The 26,413-nt window shown below is 67.7% G+C and carries 23 protein-coding genes; 18 read left to right on the forward strand and 5 right to left on the reverse strand.

Annotation, left to right across the window (positions count from 1 at the left end; all coding sequences use genetic code 11):
• Positions 1-238: 238 nt before the first annotated feature.
• Positions 239-1,099, reverse strand: coding sequence for a thioesterase family protein (locus AC4JJG_RS19435; RefSeq protein WP_495400615.1), 861 nt, complete (start codon positions 1,097-1,099; stop codon positions 239-241).
• A gap of 68 nt (positions 1,100-1,167) precedes the next feature.
• Positions 1,168-2,055 (reverse strand): RecB family exonuclease, encoded by an 888-nt coding sequence (locus AC4JJG_RS19440; protein ID WP_495400614.1) that lies wholly within the window; start codon positions 2,053-2,055, stop codon positions 1,168-1,170.
• Positions 2,056-2,128: 73 nt separating this feature from the next.
• Between AC4JJG_RS19440 and AC4JJG_RS19445 the strand changes: the two genes are divergently transcribed.
• Both AC4JJG_RS19445 and arc read left to right on the forward strand, forming a co-directional pair.
• Positions 2,129-2,962, forward strand: coding sequence for a tRNA (adenine-N1)-methyltransferase (locus AC4JJG_RS19445; protein ID WP_495400613.1), 834 nt, complete (start codon positions 2,129-2,131; stop codon positions 2,960-2,962).
• A gap of 208 nt (positions 2,963-3,170) precedes the next feature.
• Positions 3,171-4,922, forward strand: coding sequence for a proteasome ATPase (arc, locus tag AC4JJG_RS19450; RefSeq protein WP_495400612.1), 1,752 nt, complete (start codon positions 3,171-3,173; stop codon positions 4,920-4,922).
• 183 nt (positions 4,923-5,105) lie between these two features.
• Here arc and glgP read toward each other — a convergent pair whose 3' ends face one another.
• Entirely contained in the window at positions 5,106-7,739 is a 2,634-nt protein-coding gene (gene glgP / locus AC4JJG_RS19455) for an alpha-glucan family phosphorylase (RefSeq protein WP_495400611.1), read from the reverse strand.
• Positions 7,740-7,852: 113 nt separating this feature from the next.
• On the opposite strand from glgP, the gene dop reads away from it, so the two are divergent.
• The 11 genes from dop to AC4JJG_RS19510 all read left to right on the forward strand — a co-directional run bounded on the left by dop (position 7,853) and on the right by AC4JJG_RS19510 (position 20,033).
• A complete protein-coding gene (gene dop, locus AC4JJG_RS19460; protein ID WP_495400610.1) occupies positions 7,853-9,352 on the forward strand; it encodes a depupylase/deamidase Dop in 1,500 nt (499 codons plus the stop codon).
• 160 nt (positions 9,353-9,512) lie between these two features.
• Positions 9,513-9,704: a ubiquitin-like protein Pup gene (locus AC4JJG_RS19465; RefSeq protein WP_495400609.1), complete on the forward strand. Its 192-nt coding sequence runs from the start codon at positions 9,513-9,515 to the stop codon at positions 9,702-9,704.
• Positions 9,701-10,576, forward strand: a complete 876-nt coding sequence (gene prcB / locus AC4JJG_RS19470) for a proteasome subunit beta (RefSeq protein ID WP_495400608.1) — start codon at positions 9,701-9,703, stop codon at positions 10,574-10,576. The genes AC4JJG_RS19465 and prcB overlap by 4 nt, the downstream gene beginning before the upstream one ends.
• Positions 10,573-11,439: a proteasome subunit alpha gene (prcA, locus tag AC4JJG_RS19475; protein ID WP_495400607.1), complete on the forward strand. Its 867-nt coding sequence runs from the start codon at positions 10,573-10,575 to the stop codon at positions 11,437-11,439. The genes prcB and prcA overlap by 4 nt, the downstream gene beginning before the upstream one ends.
• 10 nt (positions 11,440-11,449) lie before the next feature.
• Positions 11,450-12,808 (forward strand): Pup--protein ligase, encoded by a 1,359-nt coding sequence (gene pafA, locus AC4JJG_RS19480; protein ID WP_495400606.1) that lies wholly within the window; start codon positions 11,450-11,452, stop codon positions 12,806-12,808.
• A 17-nt stretch (positions 12,809-12,825) separates the two neighbouring features.
• The gene (locus AC4JJG_RS19485) at positions 12,826-13,824 is read left to right on the forward strand and encodes a helix-turn-helix transcriptional regulator (protein WP_495400605.1); all 999 of its coding nucleotides are present in this window, start codon (positions 12,826-12,828) and stop codon (positions 13,822-13,824) included.
• Positions 13,821-14,792, forward strand: a complete 972-nt coding sequence (locus AC4JJG_RS19490; protein WP_495400604.1) for a helix-turn-helix transcriptional regulator — start codon at positions 13,821-13,823, stop codon at positions 14,790-14,792. Before AC4JJG_RS19485 ends, AC4JJG_RS19490 begins: the two co-directional genes overlap by 4 nt.
• A 65-nt stretch (positions 14,793-14,857) precedes the next feature.
• Positions 14,858-15,121 (forward strand): Sec-independent protein translocase subunit TatA, encoded by a 264-nt coding sequence (gene tatA, locus AC4JJG_RS19495; protein WP_495400603.1) that lies wholly within the window; start codon positions 14,858-14,860, stop codon positions 15,119-15,121.
• 116 nt (positions 15,122-15,237) lie between these two features.
• Positions 15,238-16,149 (forward strand): twin-arginine translocase subunit TatC, encoded by a 912-nt coding sequence (gene tatC, locus AC4JJG_RS19500; RefSeq protein WP_495401012.1) that lies wholly within the window; start codon positions 15,238-15,240, stop codon positions 16,147-16,149.
• A gap of 42 nt (positions 16,150-16,191) precedes the next feature.
• The gene (locus AC4JJG_RS19505; protein WP_495400602.1) at positions 16,192-18,972 is read left to right on the forward strand and encodes a DEAD/DEAH box helicase; all 2,781 of its coding nucleotides are present in this window, start codon (positions 16,192-16,194) and stop codon (positions 18,970-18,972) included.
• A gap of 191 nt (positions 18,973-19,163) precedes the next feature.
• On the forward strand, positions 19,164-20,033 hold the full coding sequence (locus tag AC4JJG_RS19510; protein WP_495400601.1) for a DUF4333 domain-containing protein: 870 nt from the start codon (positions 19,164-19,166) through the stop codon (positions 20,031-20,033).
• 51 nt (positions 20,034-20,084) lie between these two features.
• On the opposite strand, the gene AC4JJG_RS19515 is transcribed toward AC4JJG_RS19510, so the two are convergent.
• Positions 20,085-21,038 carry a 5'-3' exonuclease gene (locus tag AC4JJG_RS19515; RefSeq protein WP_495401011.1) on the reverse strand — a complete coding sequence of 318 codons (954 nt, stop codon included), beginning with the start codon at positions 21,036-21,038 and terminating at the stop codon, positions 20,085-20,087.
• Between the two features lie 85 nt (positions 21,039-21,123).
• Between AC4JJG_RS19515 and AC4JJG_RS19520 the strand changes: the two genes are divergently transcribed.
• Complete coding sequence (locus tag AC4JJG_RS19520) at positions 21,124-22,275, forward strand: M24 family metallopeptidase (protein WP_495400600.1); 1,152 nt, start codon at positions 21,124-21,126, stop codon at positions 22,273-22,275.
• A 13-nt stretch (positions 22,276-22,288) separates the two neighbouring features.
• On the opposite strand, the gene AC4JJG_RS19525 is transcribed toward AC4JJG_RS19520, so the two are convergent.
• Positions 22,289-22,702, reverse strand: coding sequence for a pyridoxamine 5'-phosphate oxidase family protein (locus AC4JJG_RS19525; protein ID WP_495400599.1), 414 nt, complete (start codon positions 22,700-22,702; stop codon positions 22,289-22,291).
• Between the two features lie 37 nt (positions 22,703-22,739).
• Here AC4JJG_RS19525 and dprE2 point away from each other — a divergent pair, with 37 nt between their 5' ends.
• From dprE2 to AC4JJG_RS19545, 4 genes are read left to right on the forward strand one after another with little or no spacing between them, the layout of a single operon-like run.
• Positions 22,740-23,519, forward strand: coding sequence for a decaprenylphospho-beta-D-erythro-pentofuranosid-2-ulose 2-reductase (gene dprE2 / locus AC4JJG_RS19530; RefSeq protein WP_495400598.1), 780 nt, complete (start codon positions 22,740-22,742; stop codon positions 23,517-23,519).
• Positions 23,516-24,727, forward strand: a complete 1,212-nt coding sequence (gene cbiE, locus AC4JJG_RS19535; protein ID WP_495400597.1) for a precorrin-6y C5,15-methyltransferase (decarboxylating) subunit CbiE — start codon at positions 23,516-23,518, stop codon at positions 24,725-24,727. Before dprE2 ends, cbiE begins: the two co-directional genes overlap by 4 nt.
• The gene (gene cobM, locus AC4JJG_RS19540) at positions 24,724-25,491 is read left to right on the forward strand and encodes a precorrin-4 C(11)-methyltransferase (protein ID WP_495400596.1); all 768 of its coding nucleotides are present in this window, start codon (positions 24,724-24,726) and stop codon (positions 25,489-25,491) included. The genes cbiE and cobM overlap by 4 nt, the downstream gene beginning before the upstream one ends.
• The gene (locus AC4JJG_RS19545) at positions 25,484-26,230 is read left to right on the forward strand and encodes a cobalt-precorrin-6A reductase (protein WP_495400595.1); all 747 of its coding nucleotides are present in this window, start codon (positions 25,484-25,486) and stop codon (positions 26,228-26,230) included. The genes cobM and AC4JJG_RS19545 overlap by 8 nt, the downstream gene beginning before the upstream one ends.
• The last annotated feature ends 183 nt before the right edge of the window (positions 26,231-26,413 follow it).

Consider the following 26,413-nt stretch of genomic DNA (forward strand, 5'->3'; position numbering starts at 1 on the left):
GGTTCGTGCGTCTGTCGTCCGTTGGTGGAGTGGCCGCGCAATTGGTTCCACGGGTTCGGGTGTCTGTTGTTCGTTGGTGGAGTGGCCGCGCAATTGGTTCCACGGGTTCGGGTGTCTGTCGTCCGTTGGTCGGGTGGCGGCGCAATTGGTTTCACGGTTTCGCGCGTCTGTTGTTCGTTGGTCGAGTAGCGGCGCGCGAGCGCAGCGAGCCCGTCGCGTATCGAGACCAGGCAGGCAATCAGCGGGCCACGAGCATCACGGTCTGTGCGGAGCGGCCGACGAACCCGGTCAGGTCGTACAGGTCGGCGAAGGTCGCGCCGTAGCCGTCGGGTCCGACGCTCATCGTGGAGTCGATACCCGTCCATCCGCCGACGGGGTTGCGGGTCAGGTGGACAGTCGTGTCGGTGTTCATCCAGGACCATTCCTCGGGATGCAACCGGGTGCCGAGTCCGTTCGCCACGTCGACGACGGTGAAGAATGCCTCGAGATCGGTGGTGGGCTCACCCTCGACCAGGGGGATGGCCGGCCGTATCCACATCGCGCTCGTGTCGCCGGTTCGGCCGGGTACCGACGCGGTCTCCGTGGTGCCGATGAATCCCACTGTGCCCCAATCGACCCCGGAGTCATCGAGACCTGCGATCCCGATCTTCGGAGTGAGCTCGGCAGGAGTCGGCACGAGCGGGTCACGGACCGGCGCCTCGATCGTGCGCGTATCCCCGGTGTGCAGGCGCCAGGCGACCGACCGCAGTGCGGCGCGGAAGGAACCGTCCGGCTGCTGCACCTCCAATTCGGCTGCGACAAGGCTGATCTGGCGACCGGGCCGGATGACGCGGGCGGAGAGCCGGTTCACGCCGAGCCCGACCGCACCGAGGATCTCAGTGGTCACCCGGGTGAAGCGCATCGACGGCTGCGGGTCGCACCGCTGCAGCGATCGCACCGACAGTCCGGTGGGCGGCCCACCGTGCTGCATGGTCGCCGCCCACACGCTCAGAGTCGCATCGGTCGGCTGGAAGTACTCGTAGGGAGTGCCGTCAGAAGCGGCCGCGGGCCGGCCGGCGGCGTCGTCGGCGCTGACGGGAACGTAGTAGCAGCTCTCCATACCGTCACCCTATGCGCACCGTCATAGTGCACACGGCCGGGGTGTTCACATGCCCGGCGGGTCCGTCGTCAGGCGATGAAACCTTCGGGCGGACCCGGATACGGCGGAATCTCACCGCCGAATTCCGGGCAGCGCGAACGGTGTTCGCACATCGAGCACAGTCGTGAACGCCTCGGACGGAAATCGCCACTCGCCACCGCGGCCCGGATGGCCGTCCAGATGGCCTTCAGAGTGCGTGCGAAGCGTTCGAGTTCGTCCCGGTCGGGTGCGTAAGTGAGTTGTTGCCCATCCGACAGGTACATCAGTTGCAGCCGACTCGGCACCACGCCCCGGATACGCAGGATCGCGAGGGCATAGAACTTCATCTGGAACAGCGCCTTGGACTCGAATCCCTCGCCCGGTGCGCGCCCGGTCTTGTAATCCACCACCCGCACCTCGCCGGTCGGTGCGATGTCGATGCGGTCGATGAAGCCACGCATCAGAACGTCGTCCACATCGATCTCGACGCGCTCCTCGCAGGCCGCCGCCTCGAAGGCGGTCGGGTTCTCCATCGTGTAGTAGGTGGCGATCAGCTTGTGAGCCTCGGCCACGAAGCGGTCCGTCTGTGCCTCGCCGATCACGTCGTCGAGACGCGGATCGGCCTCGCGGAGTGCCGCCCACGCGCCTTCGACGAGGAGTTCCGCCGACTCGCGCGTGCGGAGCTCGGCCGGCATGTCGAACAGGTTCTCAAGGGCGGCGTGCACCACGGTGCCGCGCGTCTGTGCCGGGGTCGGGGTCTCGGGGAAGCGGTCGATAGCGCGATACCGGTAGAGGAGCGGGCACTGTTTGAAGTCGGCCGCACGTGACGGTGACAGGGCCAGCGGACGTCGCACGAGTCCGCCGTCCGCCTCGCCGGAGGCGTCGGTCCCGGCGTGTGGCCGGGCTTGCGGTGCCCCGGCGTCGATCGTCGTACTCATGTTTGGCAGGGTAGGTCGCGACCATGACAGGTTCGGGTTTCGACACCCGGACCAGCGGAAGGACCTCTGCCAGATGCCGACGACCGGCCCCTTTGTCCCGGGCGACCGAGTGCAACTCACCGACGCCAAGGGGCGCAAGTTCACGGTGCTCCTGGAGGAGGGGAAACTCTTCCACACACACCGCGGCGCCATCGCCCACGACGATCTGATCGGTGCGCCCGAGGGCAGTGTCGTCTCCGCGACGAGCGGCACCCAGTATCTGGCGTTGCGTCCGCTGCTCGTCGACTACGTTCTGTCGATGCCGCGCGGGGCGCAGGTCATCTACCCGAAGGACGCCGCGCAGATCGTCACCGAGGGTGACGTCTTCCCGGGTGCCCGTGTCCTGGAGGCCGGTGCCGGTTCGGGCGCACTGACCTGCTCGCTGCTGCGTGCGGTCGGCCCTCAGGGCAGCGTCACCTCCTACGAGATCCGCGACGACCATGCCGAACACGCGGTGCGCAACGTCGAGACCTTCTTCGGCGGCCGCCCGGACAATTGGCACCTCGTCGTCGACGACCTCGTCAATCTCGCCGACGACCAGGGCCCGTTCGATCGCGTGATCCTCGACATGCTGGCCCCCTGGGAGACCCTCGACGTCGTTCGTGCGGCACTCGCCCCCGGCGGTGTGCTGGTGATCTACGTCGCGACGGTGACGCAGCTGTCGCGGGTGATGGAAGCCCTCCGGGAGCAGGAATGCTGGACCGAGCCACGTGCCTGGGAATCGCTCGTGCGGGAGTGGAGCGCCGTCGGCCTCGCAGTCAGGCCGGAACACAAGATGCAAGGTCACACCGCCTTTCTGATCACCACGCGACGCCTCGCCGACGGCGTGACGACACTCCGGCCGCAGCGTCGGCCGACACGCGGCTGACCTGCTTCTCGGTCCGCGGTGACCGAATCACCCCGCGTTAATCGTTTCCCGGCGCCGAACCCGCCGAATACGCTGTGCGGACGCAGAATTAACAGGCCGTCAACACGGCGTGTGGTGGCGTACGGGGCGATCCGGTGTGCACACCGGTAGCGTGGAGACAGGGCGCGAGCACGTCGCACGGCGTGTCCGCCGGGGAGAGGAGTCAGAAATGACCGAACCTGACCACCGCGATAACGGAAACGGCACCGATCGGACATCGCCGGAGACTGCTTCGGCCGGGTCCGAGGAGCGGCGGCCGACCTACGGCCGGACCAGCAGTGCGGCCGAACTCCAGGAACGCGTGGAGAACCTCACCGCCCGCAACACCAAACTTCTCGACACCCTCAAGGAAGCGCGCCAGCAGCTGGTCGCCCTGCGCGAGGAGGTCGACCGTCTCGGACAGCCGCCCAGCGGCTACGGCGTGCTTCTCGAGATCTATCCCGACGCCACCGTCGACGTGTTCACCTCGGGCCGCAAGATGCGGCTCACCTGCTCGCCGAACATCGACACCGAAGCGCTGCGCAAGGGCCAGACGCTCCGGCTGAACGAGGCGCTCACCATCGTCGAGGCCTGCGATTTCGATTCCGTCGGCGAGATCTCCACCCTGCGCGAAATCCTCGGCGACGGACACCGGGCACTGGTCGTCGGTCACGCCGACGAGGAGCGCGTGGTGTGGCTGGCCGAGCCGCTGCTCGGAGAGGTCGAGGGCGAGGAGGGCAACCGCCGCAAACTGCGGCCGGGCGACTCGCTGCTCATCGACACCAAGGCGGGCTTCGCTTTCGAGCGGGTGCCCAAGGCCGAGGTCGAAGACCTTGTGCTGGAAGAGGTTCCCGATGTCGGGTACGAGGACATCGGTGGCCTCGGCCGGCAGATCGAGCAGATCCGCGACGCCGTCGAACTGCCCTTCCTGCACAAGGACCTGTTCCGCGACTACTCGCTGCGCCCGCCGAAGGGCGTGCTGCTCTACGGTCCGCCCGGGTGCGGTAAGACCCTCATCGCCAAGGCCGTCGCGAACTCCCTCGCGAAGAAGATCGCCGAGGTGCGTGGCGACGACGCCAAGGAGGCGAAGTCGTACTTCCTGAACATCAAGGGTCCGGAGCTGCTCAACAAGTTCGTCGGTGAGACCGAGCGGCATATCCGCCTGATCTTCCAGCGCGCGCGGGAAAAGGCCTCCGAGGGCACACCCGTCATCGTGTTCTTCGACGAGATGGATTCGATCTTCCGCACCCGCGGGTCCGGCGTCTCCTCCGATGTGGAGACGACGGTCGTGCCGCAGTTGCTCAGCGAGATCGACGGTGTCGAGGGGCTCGAGAACGTCATCGTGATCGGTGCATCCAACCGCGAGGACATGATTGATCCGGCGATCCTGCGTCCCGGCCGTCTCGACGTGAAGATCAAAATCGAGCGGCCCGACGCCGAATCCGCTCAGGACATCTTCTCCAAGTACCTCACCGAGGAGTTGCCGATCCACGCCGACGATCTCGCCGAATTCTCCGGCGACCGCGGGGCGTGCGTGAAGGCGATGATCGAACGGGTCGTGGACCGGATGTACGCGGAGTCCGAGGACAACCGCTTCCTGGAGGTCACCTACGCCAACGGCGACAAGGAGATCATGTACTTCAAGGACTTCAACTCGGGCGCGATGATCCAGAACGTCGTCGACCGGTCGAAGAAGTACGCGATCAAGTCGCAATTGGACACCGGACAGTCGGGACTGCGGGTGCAGCACCTCTTCGATTCCATCCTCGATGAGTTCTCCGAGAACGAAGATCTGCCCAACACCACGAATCCCGATGACTGGGCGCGGATCTCGGGCAAGAAGGGCGAGCGGATCGTGTACATCCGCACACTCGTCACCGGCAAGAACGCCGGCGCGAGCCGCGCGATCGACACCGAGACGAACACCGGCCAGTACCTCTGAGGACCCCTGGGGTCTCGATACGCCCTCGCCTGGCGGCTCGTGCTACTCGACCGGCGGGTTTCGTCGCCCGACGGCTCGTGCTACTCGATCGGCGAAGTCCGTCGCCTGGCGGCTCGTCCGTCGCTGGTTGAGTAGCGGCGAGCGAGCGCAGCGAGCCCGGCGCGTATCGAAACCCCGGAAATCTCAGGTGCTGGCGCCCGGGACCACCACGTTCTCCGCGGTGCCCGGCCCCGCATCCTCGGCGGTGGCAATCGGATAGCGGACCAGGCCGAGTTCGGCGTCGTCGGACAACTGGGGATGCCTCGGCAACACCCGCGCGGTGTATCCGTAGCGGCCGGATCGCGCGGGGGTCACGACAGCGGTGAACAACGTCCGACCGGACTGATCGAGATCCGTTGAGGGCGTCATGTCGGTGATCGCCGGCTCCGAGATATCGCCCCCGGGACCGACCGGGCCGATCAGCGCCTGGACGCGCACCTGATCCGGACTCAGTTCGCCGAGGGCGACATGTGCGGTCAATGTCAGGCCGACGACGTCGTGGGTTTCGGCCACGCCGGTCGGGGTGGCCTCGTCGATTCCCGCGACCTGCACCGACGACCAGCTCCGATCGAGGATGTGCCGGTACCCGGCGAGATCCCGGGCGGGTGCGAAGTCCTCGGTCACGATGGACGCGTACTGCGTCGCGGCCGGTCCGTAGAGCGCGGTCGTGTACTCGGTGACCATCCGCGACGCCTGGACCTTGGGTCCGAGGCCGGTCAGCGTGTGCCGCACCATCTCGACCCAGCGGTCGGGGGTGCCGGTGGCGGAGCGCTGATGGAAGAGCGGGATCACGGTCTCCTCGAGCAGCGTGTACAGCGCCTCCGCTTCCAGGTCGTCGCGGCGCTGTTCGTCGGTGATGCCCTCGGCCGAGGGGATGGCCCAGCCGTTCTCGCCGTCGGCCATCTCGTCCCACCAGCCGTCGAGGATCGACAGGTTGAGCCCGCCGTTCATCGCCGACTTCATGCCGGACGTTCCGCACGCCTCCATGGGGCGTACCGGATTGTTCAGCCACACATCGCATCCCGCGTAGATCGCCCGGGCCATCGAGATGTCGTAGTCGGGCAGGAAGACGATGTGCTTGCGCAATTCGGGATCGTCGGTGAATGCGACGACCTGCTGGATGAGTGCCTTGCCGCCGTCGTCGGCCGGATGCGCCTTGCCCGCGATGACCAGCTGTACGGGTCGGTCGGGGTCGGTGAGGATACGGCGCAGACGTTCCGGATCCCGCAGCATGAGGGTGAGCCGCTTGTAGGTCGCGGCCCGGCGCGCGAACCCGATCGTGAGTGCCTGCGGGTCGAAGATCTCTGCGGTCCAGGCCAATTCGGCATCGGCGAATCCGCGTTCGCGCCCGCTCGCATGAGCACGACGACGCACATCCTCCACGAGGCGGGCCCGCAGCGATGACCGGATCGCCCACAGATCGTCGGCGGCCAACCCGGCGACGGCCTCCGTCTCGTCCTCGGCGCCCGCCAGATCCTGCCAGCTCCGCGCGGTCCAGGTCGGACCGTGGACGCCGTTGGTGACGGCGCCGATCGGCACCTCGTCGGCATCGAACCCCGGCCAGAGGTCGGCGAACATCTCGCGACTCACCGCCCCGTGCAGCTGCGACACACCGTTGCTGCGCTGGCCGAGCCGAAAACCCATGTGCGCCATGTTGAAGACACCGGGGTCGGCCTCGTCGCCGAGATCGAGGACGGTGGACGCGGATAGTCCGGGCAGCAGCCGCGACGCCCCGTTCTCGTCGGCGTCGAGGTAGTAACGGACCAGGTCGAGGGGGAAGCGGTCGATGCCGGCGGGCACCGGCGTGTGGGTCGTGAAGATGGTCGACGCGCGCACCACGGCCTCGGCGGTGTCGAAATCGAGTCCGTCGTCGGCGACGAACTCCCGGATCCGTTCGGTGCCGAGGAATCCCGCGTGGCCCTCATTCATGTGGAATACGGTCGGCGCGGTGTGCCCGGTGAGCCGGACGTACTCACGGACGGCGCGGACACCGCCGATGCCCAGCAGGATCTCCTGCTTGATCCGGTGGTCCTGGTCGCCGCCGTAGAGTCGATCGGTGACACCGCGCAACTCCTCGTCGTTGGCCGGGACGTCGGTGTCGAGCAGCAGGAGCGGGATGCGGCCCACGGTCGCCACCCACACCTGTGCGGTCAGCGCCCGGCCGCCCGGCATCGAGATCGTGATCCGGACGGGGTTCTCGCCGTCGCACAGCAGACGCAGGGGCATCGACGTCGGGTCGTTGACGGGGTAGCGCTCGACCTGCCAGCCGTCATGGGTGAGGCTCTGTCGGAAGTAGCCGGACCGGTAGAACAGACCGACACCGATCAGCGGCAACCCGAGGTCGGATGCGGCCTTGAGATGGTCGCCCGCGAGAATCCCGAGACCGCCCGAGTAGATGGGCAACACCTCGGAGATGCCGAACTCCATGGAGAAGTACGCGATCGCGGGTGGCGCGACCTGCCCCGCGCCGAGCGACGGTGCGTAGGTGCTCTCGTACCATCGCGGATTCCCGATGTACCGATCCAGATCCGCCCGGGCGGCCGCGAGGCGATCCAGGAATCGCGGATCGTCGGCGAGACCGGTGATCCGGGCGGGATCCACCTCGGACAGCAGGCGGAGCGGATCGCCCGTCGCACGCCACAGCTCCGGGTCGATCGCCGCGAACACGTCCTGTGTCGGTTCGTGCCAGACCCAGTGCAGATTGTTCGCGAGCACGGTGAGATCGGACAGTTCGGCGGGCAGGGGCACGCGAACGGTGAACCGGCGGAAGGCTTTCACGGCGTAGACGCTACCGAGGCCGATCGCGGTGTGCGACCGTGGCAGGTGGCGATCGAGTTAATTCTCCCGGTGGCGGTGACCGGGCGGGGACAGGCGACATCTACCCTCGTCGTATGCAGCGAATCATCGGGACCGAGGTGGAGTACGGCATCTCCGCGCCGGGGGATCCGACCGCGAATCCGATCATGACGTCGACCCAGGCCGTGCTCGCGTACGCCGCGGCAGCCGGTGTTCCGCGTGCGAAGCGGACACGCTGGGACTACGAGGTCGAATCGCCGCTGCGTGATGCTCGCGGATTCGATCTGAGCCGCAGTTCGGGTCCGGCACCGATCATCGACGCCGACGAGATCGGCGCCGCCAACATGATCCTCACCAACGGTGCCCGCCTGTACGTCGATCACGCGCATCCGGAGTACTCGGCTCCCGAGGTCATCGACCCGATGGATGCGGTGATCTGGGACAAGGCGGGGGAGCGCGTGATGGAGCAGGCCGCCCGGTACGTGGCGAGCGTGCCCGGGGCCCCGAAGCTCCAGTTGTACAAGAACAACATCGACGGCAAGGGCGCCTCGTACGGTACCCACGAGAACTATCTGATGAACCGCGAGACGCCGTTCGCCGCGGTGATCGCCGGTCTGACCCCGTTCTTCGCGTCGCGGCAGGTGATCTGTGGTTCCGGCCGTGTCGGTATCGGTCAGTCGGGCGACGAGGCCGGCTATCAGCTCTCGCAGCGCGCCGACTACATCGAGGTCGAGGTCGGTCTCGAGACGACCCTGAAGCGCGGCATCATCAACACCCGCGACGAACCCCACGCCGACCCGGAGCGGTACCGGCGGCTGCACGTCATCATCGGTGACGCGAACCTGGCCGAGACGTCGACTTACCTGAAGGTCGGTACCACGGCGCTGGTCCTGGATCTGATCGAGGCAGGCGTCGACCTGTCGGACCTCGAACTGGCCCGCCCGGTGCATGCGGTCCACGCCATCAGCCACGATCCCACCCTGGCGACTGCCGTCGCGCTCGCCGACGGCCGGGAGATGACCGGTCTGGCGTTGCAGCGCGAATACCTTGACCGGTGCCGGAAATTCCACGACGCCCATCACTCCGATGACGAGCGTGCCGCACATGTTCTGGAGACTTGGGCCGACATCCTGGACAAGCTCGAGCGCGATCCCATGGAATGCGCCGACCTTCTCGACTGGCCGGCGAAACTCCGGCTGCTGGAAGGCTTCCGGCAGCGCGAGGGTCTCGGCTGGTCGGCGCCGCGCCTCCAGCTGATCGATCTCCAGTACTCCGATGTGCGACTCGACAAGGGGCTCTACAACCGTCTGGTCGCGCGCGGGTCGATGCGGCGTCTCACCGACGAGGCGACGGTCATGCGAGCCATCCACGAGCCGCCGGAGAACACACGCGCCTACTTCCGGGGCGAATGCCTGCGTCGGTTCGGCGCCGATGTGGCGGCGGCGAGCTGGGATTCGGTGATCTTCGATCTCGGCGGCGACTCCCTGGTCCGCATCCCGACGCTCGAACCGCTGCGGGGCAGCCGGGCCCACGTCGGAGAGCTCCTCGACTCCGTGGATTCGGCGGCTGAGCTCGTCGACCAGTTGACGACCTGACGCGCCGACGTCACCCATTGCGGTTCCACCCCGCCGCGCGCCCGCACCGGTAGTGTGGGAACACACGGTTCCCGGTCGAACCGGCCCCGGTCCGGGTCGGTCCACGGGAACGATCCCAGCGGCGTCGTGTCGGCGTCCGGGTATCCGAAGGAGGCAGCAGATGGCGCAGGAACAGAGCAAGCGCGGGGGCGGCGGCGACGAGGGCGACGTCGGTGCGGACGGTGCCGCGGGCCAGGAACGTCGCGAGAAGCTTGCCGAGGACACCGACGACCTGCTGGACGAGATCGACGACGTCCTGGAAGAGAACGCCGAGGACTTCGTGCGCGCCTATGTGCAGAAGGGCGGCCAGTGAGCGATCGACTCGATTCACTGCACCAGCTCATTCGTTCGGATCGTCGGGGTGCCTCCATGGGGGCCGATATCTCGTCGTTCACCGAGTTCCTGAGGAACCATGCGCCTGAGCAACTGCCGGCCTACCGGGCGGAGCGGCTGATGATGCCTGCCGGTGCCGCGGACGACATCCCGCACGGCACCACGATCGTCGCGGTGTCGTATCCGGGCGGCGTGGTGCTCGCCGGCGACCGGCGTGCCACCGCGGGCAATCTCATCGCGACGCGCGACGTGCAGAAGGTCTACATCACCGACGAGTACTCCGCCGCCGGCATCGCCGGTACCGCGGGCATCGCGATCGAGATGGTCCGCCTCTTCGCGGTCGAGCTCGAGCACTACGAGAAGATCGAGGGTGTCCCGCTGACGCTGGACGGCAAGGTGAGTCGCCTGGCCGCGATGGTCCGGGGGAACCTGGGCGCGGCGCTGCAGGGGCTGGCCGCCGTGCCGATCCTCGTCGGCTACGACATCGATCATGACGACCCGACCGAACGGGGACGCATCTTCTCCTTCGACGTGGCCGGCGACCGGCACGAGGAACTCGGTGGCTACCAGGCCATCGGATCGGGCTCGGTGTTCGCCAAGTCGTCGCTGAAGAAGCTGTTCCGCTACGACCTCGACGCCCCCTCCGCGTTGTCCGTCGCGGTGGAGGCGCTCTACGACGCGGCCGACGACGACTCCGCGACCGGCGGCCCGGATCTGGTGCGCAAGATCTTCCCGACCGCGGTCATCGTGTCCGCGGAGGGTGCGCGCGAGGTGGAGCCGTCCGAGATCGAGCAGGCGGCCCGCACCATCCTGGACCGCCGCGCGACCGAACATGAGGGAGGTCCGCGATGACGTTCCCGTATTACGCCAGTGCCGAACAGATCATGCGCGATCGTTCGGAGTTGGCGCGCAAGGGTATTGCCCGCGGACGCAGCGTGATCATCCTGACCTATGTCGACGGGGTGCTGTTCGTTGCGGAGAATCCGTCGAACACCCTGCACAAGGTGAGCGAGATCTACGATCGGATCGGCTTCGCCGCGGTCGGCAAGTACAACGAGTTCGAGAGCCTGCGCAAGGCGGGCATCCAGCTCTGCGACATGCGCGGCTACAGCTACGACCGCGCCGACGTCAACGGGTTGTCGCTGGCCAATGCCTACGCCAACACGCTGGGTGCGGTGTTCACCGAGCAGCCGAAACCCTACGAGGTCGAACTGTGTGTGGCGGAGGTGTCCAAGCCGGGCAAGCCGAAGCCGTCGCAGCTCTATCGCATCTCCTACGACGGCTCGATCGCCGACGAGACCCGGTTCGCCGTGATGGGTGGCGCCACCGACGCCATCACCGCGGCGATGCGGGAGAAGTACGAGCCCGACCTCGATCTGGAATCCGCGTTGGCCCTTGCGGTCTCGGCGTTGGCGACGCCGGCCGAGGGTGCATCCGGTTCGGGCGGTTCCGGTGCCGCGGGCGGTCCGGCGCAGGCCCGGGACCTGACCGCGTCGGACCTCGAGGTGGCCATCCTGGACCGCAACCGTCCGCGCCGGGCGTTCCGGCGGATTCGGGCGGCCACGGTCGACGAGCTGCTGACGGCCGCGAAGGCCGGTGAGACGGTGGAATTGCCGAAGGGCGACGACGACAAGGATTTCCCGGTCGCCGTCGAGGACGCAGGCAAGGACGAGGCCGGCGGTTCGGCGACCATCACCACCAACGATCCCGAGTAGGGTTATCCGCGTGCAGCGTCGAATCATGGGAATTGAGACCGAGTTCGGTGTCACGTGCACCTTTCACGGTCATCGTCGGCTGAGTCCCGACGAGGTCGCCCGGTACCTCTTCCGCCGGGTCGTGTCGTGGGGCCGGTCGTCGAATGTGTTCCTGCAGAACGGCGCACGCCTGTACCTCGATGTCGGGTCGCATCCCGAGTACGCGACGGCCGAATGCGACAGCCTGGTCCAGCTGATCAACCACGATCGTGCGGGGGAGCTGGTCCTCGAGGATCTGCTCGTCGACGCCGAACAACGGTTGGCCGACGAGGGCATCGGCGGTGACATCTACCTGTTCAAGAACAACACGGATTCGGCAGGCAACTCCTACGGTTGTCACGAGAATTATCTGGTCGTCCGAGCCGGCGAGTTCTCGCGGATCTCCGATGTCCTGCTGCCGTTCCTGGTGACCCGGCAGCTGATCTGCGGCGCGGGCAAGGTCCTGCAGACACCGAAGGCCGCGACGTTCTGCCTGTCCCAGCGTGCCGAACACATCTGGGAGGGTGTGTCGTCCGCGACGACCCGCTCCCGTCCGATCATCAACACCCGGGACGAACCACACGCCGATGCCGAAAAGTTCCGGCGGCTGCACGTCATCGTCGGCGACTCGAACATGTCCGAGATGACAACGATGCTGAAGGTCGGTTCGGCGACCCTCGTCCTGGAGATGATCGAGGCCGGTGTCTCCTTCCGGGACTTCGCCCTCGACAACCCGATCCGCGCGATCCGCGAGGTCAGTCACGACCCGACCGGACGCAGGCTCGTACGGCTGGCCGGTGGCAGGCAGGCAAGTGCGCTCGACATCCAGCGTGAGTATCACGCGCGGGCGGTGGAGCACATGGCCAATCGCGCGCCGGATCCGGAGATGGACAAGGTCGTCGACCTGTGGGGCCGGGTCCTCGACGCGGTGGAGAGCGACGACTTCTCCGCGGTGGACACCGAGATCGACTGGGTGATCAAGCGAAAGCTGTTCCAGCGCTACCAGAATCGCTATTCGATGGACCTCGCGGACCCGAAGATCGCGCAACTCGATCTGGCCTTCCACGACATCAAGCGGGGCCGCGGGGTGTTCGACCTGCTGACGCGCAAGGGGCTGGTCGCGCGTGCCACGACCGACGAGGCGATCGCCCGGGCCGTGACCGAGCCACCGCAGACCACGCGGGCGAAGCTCCGTGGCGACTTCATCTCCGCGGCGCAGAAGGCGGGCCGGGACTTCACCGTGGACTGGGTGCACCTCAAGCTGAACGATCAGGCGCAACGCACCGTGCTGTGCAAGGACCCGTTCCGCAACGTCGACGAGCGCGTCGATCGCCTCATCGCCTCCATGTGACCCTTAAGCTGGTCGGTGTGGCAATCCAGAAGGCCGAACGGCTCCTCAACCTGGTGATCTGCCTGCTGTCGACCCGCCAGTACGTCACCGCCGAGTACATCCGGAAGCACGTCGCGGGCTACAACGACGACGGGCAGACCGACGAGGCGTTCAATCGGATGTTCGAACGCGACAAGAACGAGTTGCGCGACCTCGGAATCCCGCTCGTGACCGGCCGCGACCGTCTCTCGGCCGGCCACGAGGGCTACCGGATCAACCGCGACAGCTACGAGCTCCCCGATATCACTCTCGACAGCGAGGAGGCCGCCGCCGTGGCGATCGCCGCAGCACTCTGGGATGCCCCGGAGATCGCGGCCATCGCCCAGAACGCGGTGCTGAAGCTGCGCGCCGCGGGTATCGACGTCCGTGCCGACGATCAGCTCGAGTTCTCGGCGACGACCTCCGCGCGAACCCTCGGCTCCGAATCGACGCTGGCGTCGTTGCTCTCCGCGATCGGTGCCGCGCAGGCGGTGACGTTCAGCTACCGCCCGGGCGCCGCGTCGGGTGCCGCGATCCGCACCCTCGAGCCGTGGGGCGTCGTGACCCATCGCGGTCGCTGGTATGTCGTCGGGCACGACCGCGACCGTGACGACATCCGGACCTTCCGGACGTCACGTATCTCGGAGGTGAAGCCGGTCGGTGCCCCCGGTGCGGTCACCGTGCCCGAGGACACCGATCTGAAGCAGATCGTCGAATCGTCGGTGGAGTCGCAGGTGGGCACCGACGGCCGGATCGCCCGGATCTGGGTGGCCACCGATCGCGCGATCGGCTTGCGCCGCTTGGCTTCCGGCACGCGACCGGAAACCCTGTCGGGCGATCCGGGAGACGTGGTGGAGATCCGGATACGGTCCCTGCACACACTCGCGCGGATGGTGCTGTCCGCCGGACCGGATGCCGTCGTCCTCGAACCTCCCGAACTGCGCGACCTCGTCGTCGCGTCCCTGGATCGGCTCGCCGCCGGGGAGTCGCTCCGATGAGCGCCCGTCCCGATCGGTTCAGCCGGCTGCTCGCGATGGTGCCGTATTTCGCGGCGCGCAGCGGAATCGCGATGGAGCAGGCGGCCCGCGACCTCGGCATCACCGAGCGACAGCTCACCAAAGATCTGGAGTTGCTGTTCGTCTGCGGTCTTCCCGGACACTTCCCGGACGATCTGATCGACGTGCAGTTCGAGCACGGTCACGTGGAGGTCGGGTTCACCGCGGGCATGGACCGTCCGCTCCGGCTGACGAGCACCGAGGCGAGCACCATGCTCGTGGCACTGCAGGCGCTGCTGGATCTGCCCGGCACCGTCGACCGTGGTGCCGCACGGCGGGCGATGGCGAAGATCGAGGCCGCGGTCGGCTCCGGTGGTGTGGCGATGCACGGTGGCCCTACTGCCTGGTCCGGTGACGACACCGATTCGGCGACAGTGAGCACGATCCGCGAGGCGGTGCGGTCGTCGCGTGCCCTGTCGATCCGCTACTACACGCCCGGACGTGACCGGGTCTCCGAGCGGATCGTCGATCCGGTCCGGCTGCAGACCATGGACAATCACACCTACCTCGACGCGTGGTGCCGCCAGGCGGAGGGGATGCGGCTGTTCCGCCTCGATCGTGTCGAGCATGCCGAGTTGCTGGACGAACCGTCCTCGCCGCCTCCGCCGGAGGCCGATCGCGGGCCGTCGGGCATCCTGTCCGGCGACGACCAGGGACTCCCGTCGGCCGAGATCGAGATCGATCCCGAGGAGTTGTGGATCCTCGACTACTACCTGATCGAGCCACTCGAATCGCTGGAGGACAGGCCGGACCCGTCCGTCCCGGTCCTGGCCCGTCTGGCCTACGGCTCCGAGGACTGGCTCACCCGATTCCTGCTCGGCTTCGGTGGACGCGTGCGTCTGCGGTCCGACGGGCACATCGGGGAACGGCTCCGCGAGACCGCGAGCGCAGCTCGCGACAGGTATCGCTGACAGATCCGGTGACCACGACCGGGCTCGGGTAGCATTGGGCACGTCGCCGATCGGAGGGTTGAATCATGGGTGCGTTGTCGTGGTGGCACTGGCTGATCGTTCTGCTGGTGGTCATCGTGTTGTTCGGCTCGAAGAAGCTCCCGGACGCCGCGCGCGGCCTGGGGCAGTCGCTGCGCATCTTCAAGTCGGAGGTCAAGGAGATGCAGAAGGACGACGCACCCGCGTCGGCCGAGCCCGCTCCCGGACTTGCACCGCGTGAGCTTTCCCCCGGTGCGGATGCCGCGCCGACGAAGCCACGCACGCAGGACGACACCCACAAGTCTGCGTAGAGGTGTCGCGCAGCCACATGTCGCGGAGCCACTGAGTGCGCGTACCTGTCAGATCGCTGAAGCTCTCGTCCCTGAACCCTCGATACCGCAAACGCAAGGTCAATCCCGACGGCCGCATGTCGCTGGTCGAGCACCTGCAGGAACTGCGGACCCGCGTGATCATCTCCGCGGTCGCGATCGTCGTCACCACGATTTTCGGGTTCATCTGGTACACCCACGGCATTCTCGGCATCGAGTCACTCGGCGAACTGCTCCGGGGGCCCTACTGTGACCTGCCGCCGGAGTCGCGTGCTGCGCTGACACCCGACGGTTCCTGCCGTCTGCTCGCGACGGGTCCGTTCGATCAATTCATGCTGCGCCTCAAGGTGGCGCTGACGGCCGGAGTGGTCCTGGCGTGCCCGGTCTGGCTGTATCAGGTCTGGCAGTTCATCACTCCGGGCCTGCACAACAACGAGCGGCGGTACGCCGTCGGATTCGTCTCCGCCGCAGCGGTGTTGTTCGTCTCCGGCGCCGTGCTCGCCTACCTGGTCGTCGCCAAGGCCTTCCACTTCCTGTTGACCGTAGGCAACGACGTGCAGGTGACGGCGCTCGCCGGTGATCAGTACTTCGGCTTCATGCTGCACCTGCTGGTCATCTTCGGCGTGAGTTTCGAACTGCCGTTGCTGATCGTCGCCCTGAACGCGATCGGGGTGCTGACCTACGAGAAGTTGAAGGCGTGGCGACGGGGGCTGATCTTCGCCCTGTTCGTGTTCGCCGCCATCGTCACTCCGGGGCAGGACCCATTCACGATGCTCGCCCTGGCGTGTGCGCTGACGGTGCTGATGGAGCTGGCGATCCAGTTTGCCCGGTTCAACGACCGCCGGCGGAAGCGGGTGGCACCGGATTGGGCGGGCCTGTCCGACGACGAGGCCAGTACGCTGCCCGAGCCGAGTCCACGCCCGGTGGCCTCGACGATTGCACCGACGACATCCGCACCGACGATCAGAACGTCCACCCGCTCCGCGGAGACGTTCGACGACGTTCTCTAGAAGGGGCGCCCGGCTACCCACGATGACCTTCGGATACCCACGATGACCGGCCTCGAGGCCTTCGCGTCTCGCCTGGACTTCGACCTGGACGACTTCCAGCGCCGTGCCTGTGTCGCCCTCGAGGACGGCCATGGCGTCCTGGTCTGTGCCCCCACGGGAGCGGGCAAGACGATCGTCGGCGAGTTCGCGGTGCACGAGGCGCTGGAAGCGGGCACCAAGTGCTTCTACACGACACCGATCAAGGCTCTGAGCAATCAGAAGTACGCGGACCTGGTCGCCATTCACGGGGAGGAGTCGGTGGGGCTGCTCACCGGTGACAACTCGATCAACCCGGATGCCCCCGTCGTGGTCATGACCACCGAAGTCCTCCGTAACATGCTCTACGCGAATTCTCCTGCGCTGCAATCTCTCTCACATGTGGTGATGGACGAGGTGCACTACCTCGCCGACCGCTTCCGCGGGGCCGTGTGGGAGGAGGTCATCCTTCACCTGGATCCTTCCGTCCGCGTGGTCAGCCTCTCGGCGACGGTCAGCAACGCGGAAGAATTCGGCGACTGGATTCAGGAGGTTCGCGGCGACACCACGGTGATCGTCGACGAGCACCGCCCTGTGCCGCTCAGCCAGCACATGCTCGTCGGCTCGCGCATGTTCGACCTGTTCGACCCCCACGCATCCACAGGTAAACGGCCACCGGTGAATCCCGAGCTGAAGCGCTACATCCGGCATCGCATGCTGGTCGAGGACGATCGGTCCCGCGACCGCGACCGCGGTCGTCGCCGTGGAGGGGGCGGGCGCTCGCGGGGCGGGCGACCGGTATCCCGCCCGGACCTCGTCGCGCGACTGGACCGTGAAGGTCTGCTCCCGGCGATCGGGTTCATCTTCTCCCGTGTCGGCTGTGATGCCGCACTCGCGCAATGCCTGCGGTCGCCGATCAGCCTGCTCGGACCGGAGGAGGTCGCACGGGTCGACGCCGTCGTCGACAAGCACCTGGCAGATCTGTCGCCGGCGGACGAGGAGATCCTGGGTGTGCCCGAATGGCGTGCCGGTCTGCGACGCGGTTTCGCGGCCCATCACGCCGGGATGTTGCCGACCTTCCGGCAGGCGGTCGAGGAACTGTTCACGCAGGGTCTGGTCAAGGTCGTTTTCGCCACCGAGACACTCGCACTGGGCATCAACATGCCCGCACGCACGGTCGTTCTGGAACGCCTGGTCAAGTACAACGGCGAGGCGCACGTCGAGCTCACCCCGGGTGAATACACACAGCTGACCGGCCGGGCCGGGCGCCGCGGTATCGACGTCGAAGGTCATGCCGTGGTGGTGTGGACGCCCGAGGTCGTCCCGGAACAGGTGGCCGGGCTGGCCGGCGCCCGCACCTTCCCGCTCCGGAGTTCGTTCCACCCCGAATACAACATGGCGGTCAATCTCATCGATCGTCTCGGCCTCGAGGGCTCACGCGAACTGCTGAACCGCTCGTTCGCACAGTTCCAGGCGGACCGCTCGGTCGTCGGTCAGGCGCGAAAGGTCGACGACGCGCGCCGCCGACTGCGCAAGCTCGACGTGGAGCTGGCCGCGGCGGCCGCCAAGCGGGACGTCGAACCCGGCGGACCGGTGTCCGCCGACCTGGGGGAGCAGGCATCCGAGGATCCCTACGCCGGGTTCCTCGGATACATGCAGTTGCGCGAGGACATCCGGCAGCGCGAGCGTGATCTCAAGTTCGCGCGCCGCGCCGAACACACCAGGTCCACCGTCGCAGACCTCGCCGCGCTCAAGCGCGGCCACGTGATCGCGTTGCCCACGGGACGGCACCGGGGTCTCGCAGTGGTGCTGGAACCGGCAACCCAGGCCGCCGACCCGAAACCGATGGTGCTCACCGAGGATGCCTGGTGCGGGCGGATCGGCGTGCGGGACTTCGTCAATCCGCCCGAGGTGCTCGGCAACATGCGGTTGCCGAAAAACGCCGATCGCCGGACCGGCCGCGGGCGACGCGATCTCGCATCGGCGTTGCGCTCCACCGGGATCGAGGCGCCGCGTGGCAGGCAGAAGAAGCGTGCCGCGGCCGCCGACGACCAGGATCTGCACCGGTTGCGATCCGAGCTGAGAGCCCACCCGGCTCATCGGCTCGACTCGTCCGACGAATTGTTCCGCCTCGCCGAACGGCGCAACAAGATCGTCCGGGAGATCGTCGCCGCGGAACGGGTGATCAGTGAGCGGACCTCGACGCTGGGCGTGATGTTCGACCGGATCGTCGGTGTGCTCAGCGAATTGGGTTACGTCGAGTTCAACGGTGGGCACGCCACGGTCACGCCGACGGGGCATCTGCTGAGCCGCATCTACAGCGAGAGCGATCTGGTGGTCACCGAGTGCATCCGGGCCGGGGTCTGGGACGGCCTCGCGCCGAACGAACTCGCCGCCGTCGTCGCGTCGATGGTCTACGAGTCCCGTCGCGACAGCTATTCCGGCGCCGACGCGATGCCCGGCAACGCCGCCTTGCGGACCGCCATGGCGCGGACCGTCGAGGTCTGGCGTGAGGTCGCCGCGATCGAGGGGCGCCATCGCGTGTCGCCGACCCGCGAGCCCGACACCGGGTTCTCGGTGGCGGTCTCCCTGTGGGCCTCGGGCCGGTCGCTGGCCGAATCGCTGGCCGCGGCAGGGGAGAGCGGGCAATTGCTGTCGCCGGGTGACTTCGTCCGCTGGAATCGTCAGGTGATCGATCTGCTCGAGCAGATACGGCTCGGAGTCGGACCCGACGCGCCACTGGCGGGTGCGGCGCGCGCGGCGGTGTCGAAGATCCGGCGCGGTGTGGTGGCCGCGGAACTGGGCTGAAACCCGACGTCACGCGGTTCCGACGATCGGCCGACAACGCACTCATGTGAATGAATGTGCTAGGACCGTGAGGTACCCTCGTGCACGCGGTCGGGACAATTCCGGTGGACGCCACGGTGATCCATCGACGTCACCGATCATCATGTCGAGGCAGTCCGGGGGCATGCCGCCGGATAGGAGCGGGAGAGATCATGAGCGGACCGCAGGATCCGACGCAGGGCGGCGACGCGCCGCAGCCCAGCGGTGAAGGGCAGACGCCCGATGTGGATGCCGGCAAGACCGAAGTGGTGCGGCTTCCCGAATCGCCCGGCGGCGATCCCGGCGCGGGCGATCCGACCACCGTGGTGCCCACCACGGGCGGTTATCCGGCCGGCGGGTACCCGCAGGCGCCGGGCCAGCAGGGACCTCCCCAGTACGGACAGTCCGGGTACGGGACCGTGGGTCAGCCCGGTGGATTCGGCGGCGGCTTCGCAGGGCAGCAGGAGAATCCGGCCGGTCCCGGCGGACAGCCACAGTACGGCGCCCAGCCCGGATACGGGGGCCAGCAGTTCGGCCAACAGCCATTCGGCGGTCAGCAATACGGTCAGCAGCCCGGGTACGGCCAGCAGCCCGGCTTCGGGCAGCAGCAGCCTGGCTTCGGGCAGGGCCAGCAGGCCTTCGGCGGTCAGCAGTACGGCCAATTCGGCGGCGGCGGTGACCAATTCGCCGCGATGGCGAACAACAGCTCCGGCGGTAAGGGATCGCTCCGCAACCTGCTGATCATCGGCGCGGTCGTGGCCGCCCTGATCACGATCATCGTGCTCATCACCGCTTTCGTGGCGCCCGGATGGGCACCCAAGAAGCTGTCGCAGGACGCCGTGCAGAAGGGCGTCGCGCAGATTCTCACCAAGGACTACCAGGCCAGTGACGTCAAGGACGTCAAGTGCCCGTCCGGAGAGCGCGTCAAGGCCGGTCACACCTTCAATTGCACCGCCACGGTCGGCGGCCAGCAGCAGTCGGTGAAGGTCACGGTCCTCGACGGCGACGGTCGCTACGAGGTGTCACGCCCCATCAGCAAGTAGTTCGTCGGCCCGGAATGCCGTGTGACGCACCGCGTCACACGGCATTCGTCATCAGAGCTGCCAGTCAAGTGCTGTGGCGAGACGCGTCACCGACGACCCGATCCCGAGTTCGGTCACCAATTCCGCGAGCGCTTCCGGATCGGCCGGTGCCGAGGGAAGTCGATCGTCGTCGTGGCTGTCGATGGTGTCCGCGTCGGTGCGGACCGCCACGACGGTCCGGGCGGCGTCGAGATAGTCGGTCGCCGCGAGTAATGCTTTGCGGCTCCGCGTCGGCAGGGCCGACGAGTCGTCGCGCGCGGCCTCCTCGACTGCGTCGAGATCGCCGTACTCGGTGATGAGTTTCGCGGCCGTCTTGTCGCCGATGCCGGCGACACCGGGCAGCCCGTCGGACGGGTCGCCCCGCAGCATCGACATCTCGGCATAGGCGACACCGGCACGTTTCTCGGGGACACCGTATTTCGCCGCGACCTCGGCCGGTCCCATCATTTCGGCCTTCGACAATCCGCGGCCCACGTACAGGACGCGCACCTCGACGGGATCGTCGGCGACGACCTGCAGCAGATCGCGGTCACCGCTGACCACGATGACCGGATCCTTCGCCTCCTCGTGGGCCAGGGTGCCGATCACGTCGTCGGCCTCGCATCCGACGGCTCCCGATGTCGCGATACCCGCGGCACGCAGAACGTCGAGGATCATGTCGACCTGCGGGGTCAGGGTGTCGGGTACCTCTTCGACGTCGACGCCGGATGTTTCGTCCCCGGTGTGCGGTGCCTCCTCGGCCACCCGGTGCGCCTTGTACGACGGGATCAGTTCGGTCCGGAAATCGGGACGCCAGTCCAGATCGAGGCAGACGACGAGCCGGGTCGGGTGCTCCCGGGTGACAAGCGATGCGATGGTGTCGAGGAAACCGCGGACGGCGTTCACCGGCCGCCCGTCCGGAGCGGTCATCTTCTCCGGGAGTGCGAAAAAGGAACGGAACCAGAGACTCGCCCCGTCGAGGAGCATCAGCGACCCAGACATGCCGACAACTCTGTCACCCGCACCGTTCCCGCGCCACATCCGGCGGAGGTCCGGCGCGTAGGCTGCCGGTATGTCCGGAGCAGACACCCCCACCGCAGCCGATGCCGGGCGCTCGGAGCGCTTTTCCTCGGAGGTCTACCGCGACCGGCTTGAGCGCGCCCGCGAGCTCACCGCGAATGCCGGGCTCGACGCGCTGATCGTGTCGACGGGACCGGATCTGCGGTATCTGACCGGTTCCCGCGCCAACACGTTCGAACGCCTCACCGCGCTCGTGGTTCCGGCCTCCGCTCCCGCGAGACTCGTCGTCGCGCGACTCGAACGGGCATCGCTGCGTGACTCCGCCGTCGGTGACCTCGACGTGACCGTGGTGGATTGGACGGACGGGGAGGATCCGTATGCGCTCGCGCTCGACGGTCTGCCCGCAGGGGCCCGGATAGCGCTCTCCGACACCATGCCGGCGCTGCATGTCATCCCGTTTGCCGCCCGCACCGGTGCCACACCGGAACTCGCCACCGAGGTCCTGCGGGAACTGCGGATGATCAAGGATGACGCCGAGATCGAGGCGTTGCGGCGCGCGGGTGCGGCCATCGACCGGGTGCACGCCCGGATGGGTGAATGGCTACGTCCGGGACGCACCGAGAGCGAGGTGGCCGACGACATCCGCGAGGCCATCGTCGCCGAGGGACATACCGGCGCCGAGTTCATCATCGTCGGTTCCGGACCGCATGGCGCCGATCCACACCATGAGTTCTCGGATCGCGTCATCGAGCCCGACGACATCGTGGTCATCGACATCGGCGGTCCGGTCGAACCCGGCTACAACTCCGACTCGACCCGCACGTACTGCTTCGGTGCACCCTCGCCGGAGATCGCGGACGCGTATGCCGCGCTGGAGGCGGCGCAGGCCGCGTCGGTGGCCGCGGTACGTCCCGGCGTCACCGCGGACAGCGTCGATGCCGCGGGCCGTGACCTGCTGCGCGGCCAGGGGCTGGCCGACCACTTCATTCATCGCACCGGCCACGGCATCGGGTTGTCGGTGCACGAGGAGCCCTACATCGTGGCGGGCAACGACATCGAGTTGCGGCCCGGGATGGCCTTCAGCATCGAGCCCGGCGTCTACTTCGACGGGCGGTGGGGTGCGCGTATCGAGGACATCGTCGTCGTCACCGATGACGGCTGTGAGCCGTTGAACCGCCGCCCGCACGGGCTGACCGTCCTCTGACGGACCGGAGTCCTCAGTCGAACAGGCTCGCCGAGCCGAGCACGCGGTCCACGGCGATCTCGATGACGACGCGACGCGGATTCTCCTTCGGCTCCCGGTAGCGCGCCGCATAGCGACGCTCCGCCTCCGCGACGCGCTCGGGTTCGCGACGAACCGTTGCCGGTCCCTCCAGTGTCAGCCACCGCGGCCCGTCGATCTGTGTGACCGCAGCTCGTCCACCGGTGGCCGCGAGACGCTCCACGTTGCGGACCTTCTGACTTCCGTCGAAGGTGATGACCCGGGCGATCCCGGCCTCCGGGTCCCAGGTGACACCGACGGCCACCGAGTGCGGGCTCCCGTCCGCCCGCACGGTCGACAAGCTGGCCAGGTGTCGTTCGGTGAGGAATTCGGTGGCGTTCGGTCCGAGGTCGCGCGGGGTACGGGTCATGCTCTCCACGCTAGCGAGGTGATGGGATACTGCTCGCATGGGCCAACGCACGTCGTCCGAACCGGCAACCGGTTCGATCCTGGTGTTCGGCGGCCGCAGTGAGATCGGCGTCAAACTCGCGGAACGTCTGGCGCGGGGCCGGACCGTCGTGCTGGCGGCTCGGCGCCCCGACGACCTGAAGGATGAGCGGCGGGCGTTGCTCGACGCCGGTGCCGCGCGTGTCGAGACCGTGGCTTTCGATGCCGATGACACCGCGGCCCATCCGGCTCTGGTGGAGTCGCTGGTTGCCGACCACGGCCCGGTCGAGGCCGCCATCGTGGCCTTCGGCATCCTCGGTGATCAGAAACGTGCGGAAACCGATGTGTCCCATGCACTCCAGATCGCCCACACCGACTACCTCGCCCAGATCAGTGTCATCACCCTGCTGGCGCACGCGCTCCGCCGCCAGGGATCGGGCACGATCGTCGTCTTCTCCTCCGTGGCCGGTATCCGGGTGCGCAAGGCCAACTACGTGTATGCCTCCACCAAGGCCGGTCTCGACGGATTCGCGAGCGGATTGTCGGATGCCTTGCACGGCAGCGGGGTTCGGGTGCTGCTCGTCCGCCCCGGTTTCGTCATCGGGGAGATGACCAAGGAATTGATGGCATCCGGTACGAAACCCGCACCGCTGTCGCGCAACGCCGATCAGGTCGCCGATGCCGTCGCGCGAGCGTACCGGCGTGGCCGGACCGACATCTACGTGCCGTGGGCGCTGCGGCCTTTCTTCCTGGGCATGCGGATGATTCCGCGGCCGATCTGGCGGCGGCTGTCCCGATGAGTCACGGTGACACCCTGGCCGGAACCTTTGTGGTCGTCGGTATCGGAGCGGACGGCTGGGATGGACTCGGCCTGCGTGCCCGCGACGAATTATCGGGCGCGACAACCATTTATGGCTCCAGTCGGCAGTTGTCGCTACTGCCCGCCTCGGCGGGGGAGAAGCGGGCGTGGACGTCTCCGATGTCCGAGCACCTCCAGCGTGTCCTCGCCGACGATCATCCGGGTGAGGTACACATCCTGGCGAGCGGTGACCCGATGTTCCACGGCGTGGGCACGAGCATCGTGCGTGCCGTCGGCGCCGAACGGGTGCGGGTGGTGCCCGCGGTCTCCAGTGCGTCGCTGGCCTGTGCGCGGCTGGGGTGGGATCTCGCCGGCGTCACCGTCGTGAGCCTGCTCCGCCGTGATGTGAACGCCATCCTCGACGCCGTCTCCGACGGGCGGGAACTGCTGGTGCTCAGCCGGGATGCGTCCTCGCCGGCCGACATCGCCGGAACGCTGACCGATCACGGCTTCGGCTGGTCGTCGATGACCGTTCTCGAGCAACTCGGCGGGGACCGCGAACGTGTTGTCCGGGGCGTCGCCCACGCGTGGGACGTTCCCGCCGGCGACCCGCTGAACATCGTGGCGGTGACCTGCGTCGGTCCGGTCCGCAGCCGGACACCGGGGCGCCCGGACACCGACTACGCCAACGACGGTCAGCTGACCAAACAGCCATATCGTGCGCTGACCGTGTCCGCGCTCCGGCCCGGCCATCGGGAACTGTTGTGGGACATCGGCTCCGGTTCGGGCAGTGTCGCCATCGAGTGGCTGCGCGCGGAGCCGACGGCCCGGGTGGTGGCATTCGAACGGGAGCCCGACCGTGCGGCCCGCATCATGGCCAATGCGGCGGCACACGGCGTGGCCGATCGGATCACCGTGGCCGGTGCGGTGCCGGAGGCGTGGACGACGGTCCCCGATCCGGACACTGTATTCATCGGCGGCGGGGCCGACGACGACGTGCTGACCGGAGTCTGGAACGTGCTGCCTTCCGGTGGGAGGTTGGTCGTGAACGCGGTGACGATCGAGAATCAGACGCTGCTGACGCACTGGTACGCCCGGCACGGCGGCACGTTGCGCCGCATCACCATCGAGACGGCAGCTGCCCTCGGATCGATGACGGCATGGCGGCCCGCACTGCCCATCGTCCAGTGGGTGGTGGACAAACCGTGACCGTCTACGTCATCGGAGCCGGCCCGGGCGCCCCGGATCTCATCACCGTGCGGGGCGCGGACGTGCTGTCGCGCTGCCGGACCTGCCTGTATGCGGGTTCGCTGGTGCCCGCCGAGATGCTTGCCCGGTGCCCTGACGATGCGGTCCTCATCGATACCGCGCGCATGCCACTCGAAACGATCATCGACCACATCGTCGCGGCAGACGCCGCGGGACACGACGTGGCGCGACTGCATTCCGGCGATCCCTCGCTGTACTCGGCGATGACCGAACAACGTCGCGAACTCGCCCGGTACGGCATCGACGTCGAGGTGGTGCCCGGTGTCCCGGCGTTCGCCGCGGCCGCCGCGGCGCTCGGGACCGAGCTGACAGTGCCCGGAGTCGGACAGAGCCTGCTGATCACTCGGGTGTCGACGCTGTCGACGGATATGCCCGACGGCGAGGATCTCGCCGAGCTGGCGGCCACCGGTGTGACCCTGGCGCTGCATCTGGCCGCGCACCGCACCGAGCAGATCGTCGAGGCCTTGACGCCGCACTACGGTGCGGATTGTCCCACCGCGACGGTGGCCTTCGCGAGCCGGGCGGATCAGCGCGTGGTGCGCTGCGCTCTGTCCGAACTCCCGGTGGCGTTGGCGGACAACGAGATCCGGAAGACCGCGGTGATCTTCGTGGGCCAGGTGCTCGATGTGACGGCGCATCCGGACGTCACCGACAGCTATCTGTACTCGCGTGCCCGAATGTCCAAGCTGCGCACCGATGGCTGACGTGAGCGGGCGGATCCTGATCCTGGGCGGCACCGGAGAAGCGCGCACCCTCGCGGAGCGGTTGGTCGACGACCACGAGATCATCAGTTCCCTTGCCGGTCGCGTGCAGAATCCGCAGCTGCCCGCCGGACCGGTGCGAGTCGGCGGATTCGGCGGCGTCGAGGGACTGCGGGACTGGCTGCGCGGAAACGCTATCCGCGGGATTGTCGATGCCACACACCCGTTCGCCGCCGGCATCACCCGGAACGCCGCCACCGTCGCATCGGACCTCGGGGTACCTCTGCTGCGACTACGCCGGGCCGAGTGGATTCCTTCCGAGAGCGACACGTGGACGCGCGTGCCGGATATGCGCGCTGCCGCCGCTGTCGTCGCAGAGCGCGGAGGACGCGTCTTCCTCACGACCGGACGCCAGGACGTCGGTGTCTTCGCGGGTATCGACTCGGCGTGGTTCCTGATCCGGGTGGTCGATCCGCCCGCCGGTGCGATGCCACCGCATCATGAGGTGCTCCGTTCCCGCGGCCCGTACGACCTCGACGGAGAGCGACAGTTGTTGCGCGACAATCGGATCGACCTGCTGGTCACGAAGAACAGCGGTGGTGACCTGACGCGGGCGAAACTGATCGCGTCCGCCGAACTCGGCGTCGGTGTCGTCATGGTCGACAGGCCCGCGGAACCGGCCGCCGGTGTCACCGTGTCAAGCGTCGACGCGGCGGTCGACTGGGTGCGTCGGCTGCGGTGAAAGTGTGTGGTCTCGATACGCGTCGGGCTCGCTGCGCTCGCTCGTCGCTACTCGACCAGCGTTGCTGATTTCCGCTGATCGAGTGGGGCGAGGCCGTACGGACCAGCCTGCTTGCGCTGATCGAGTGGGGCGAGGCCGTACGGACCGGCCGGCTTGCGCTGATCGAGTAGGGCGACGCCCTTC

Source organism: Gordonia sp. B8661-1 (genome assembly GCF_059427765.1).

Bases quoted from the DNA above. Each gene is read 5' to 3' on its own strand.
- dprE2 (WP_495400598.1), top strand. From the start codon at position 22,740: ATGGGCCAACGCACGTCGTCCGAACCGGCAACCGGTTCGATCCTGGTG.
- AC4JJG_RS19490 (WP_495400604.1), top strand. From the start codon at position 13,821: ATGAGCGCCCGTCCCGATCGGTTCAGCCGGCTGCTCGCGATGGTGCCG.
- tatC (WP_495401012.1), top strand. From the start codon at position 15,238: ATGTCGCTGGTCGAGCACCTGCAGGAACTGCGGACCCGCGTGATCATC.
- dop (WP_495400610.1), top strand. From the start codon at position 7,853: ATGCAGCGAATCATCGGGACCGAGGTGGAGTACGGCATCTCCGCGCCG.
- prcA (WP_495400607.1), top strand. From the start codon at position 10,573: ATGACGTTCCCGTATTACGCCAGTGCCGAACAGATCATGCGCGATCGT.
- AC4JJG_RS19435 (WP_495400615.1), bottom strand. From the start codon at position 1,099: ATGGAGAGCTGCTACTACGTTCCCGTCAGCGCCGACGACGCCGCCGGC.
- tatA (WP_495400603.1), top strand. From the start codon at position 14,858: ATGGGTGCGTTGTCGTGGTGGCACTGGCTGATCGTTCTGCTGGTGGTC.
- arc (WP_495400612.1), top strand. From the start codon at position 3,171: ATGACCGAACCTGACCACCGCGATAACGGAAACGGCACCGATCGGACA.
- AC4JJG_RS19510 (WP_495400601.1), top strand. From the start codon at position 19,164: ATGAGCGGACCGCAGGATCCGACGCAGGGCGGCGACGCGCCGCAGCCC.
- AC4JJG_RS19440 (WP_495400614.1), bottom strand. From the start codon at position 2,055: ATGAGTACGACGATCGACGCCGGGGCACCGCAAGCCCGGCCACACGCC.
- AC4JJG_RS19525 (WP_495400599.1), bottom strand. From the start codon at position 22,702: ATGACCCGTACCCCGCGCGACCTCGGACCGAACGCCACCGAATTCCTC.
- AC4JJG_RS19520 (WP_495400600.1), top strand. From the start codon at position 21,124: ATGTCCGGAGCAGACACCCCCACCGCAGCCGATGCCGGGCGCTCGGAG.
- cbiE (WP_495400597.1), top strand. From the start codon at position 23,516: ATGAGTCACGGTGACACCCTGGCCGGAACCTTTGTGGTCGTCGGTATC.
- AC4JJG_RS19465 (WP_495400609.1), top strand. From the start codon at position 9,513: ATGGCGCAGGAACAGAGCAAGCGCGGGGGCGGCGGCGACGAGGGCGAC.
- AC4JJG_RS19505 (WP_495400602.1), top strand. From the start codon at position 16,192: ATGACCGGCCTCGAGGCCTTCGCGTCTCGCCTGGACTTCGACCTGGAC.
- AC4JJG_RS19445 (WP_495400613.1), top strand. From the start codon at position 2,129: ATGCCGACGACCGGCCCCTTTGTCCCGGGCGACCGAGTGCAACTCACC.
- AC4JJG_RS19515 (WP_495401011.1), bottom strand. From the start codon at position 21,038: ATGCTCCTCGACGGGGCGAGTCTCTGGTTCCGTTCCTTTTTCGCACTC.
- AC4JJG_RS19545 (WP_495400595.1), top strand. From the start codon at position 25,484: ATGGCTGACGTGAGCGGGCGGATCCTGATCCTGGGCGGCACCGGAGAA.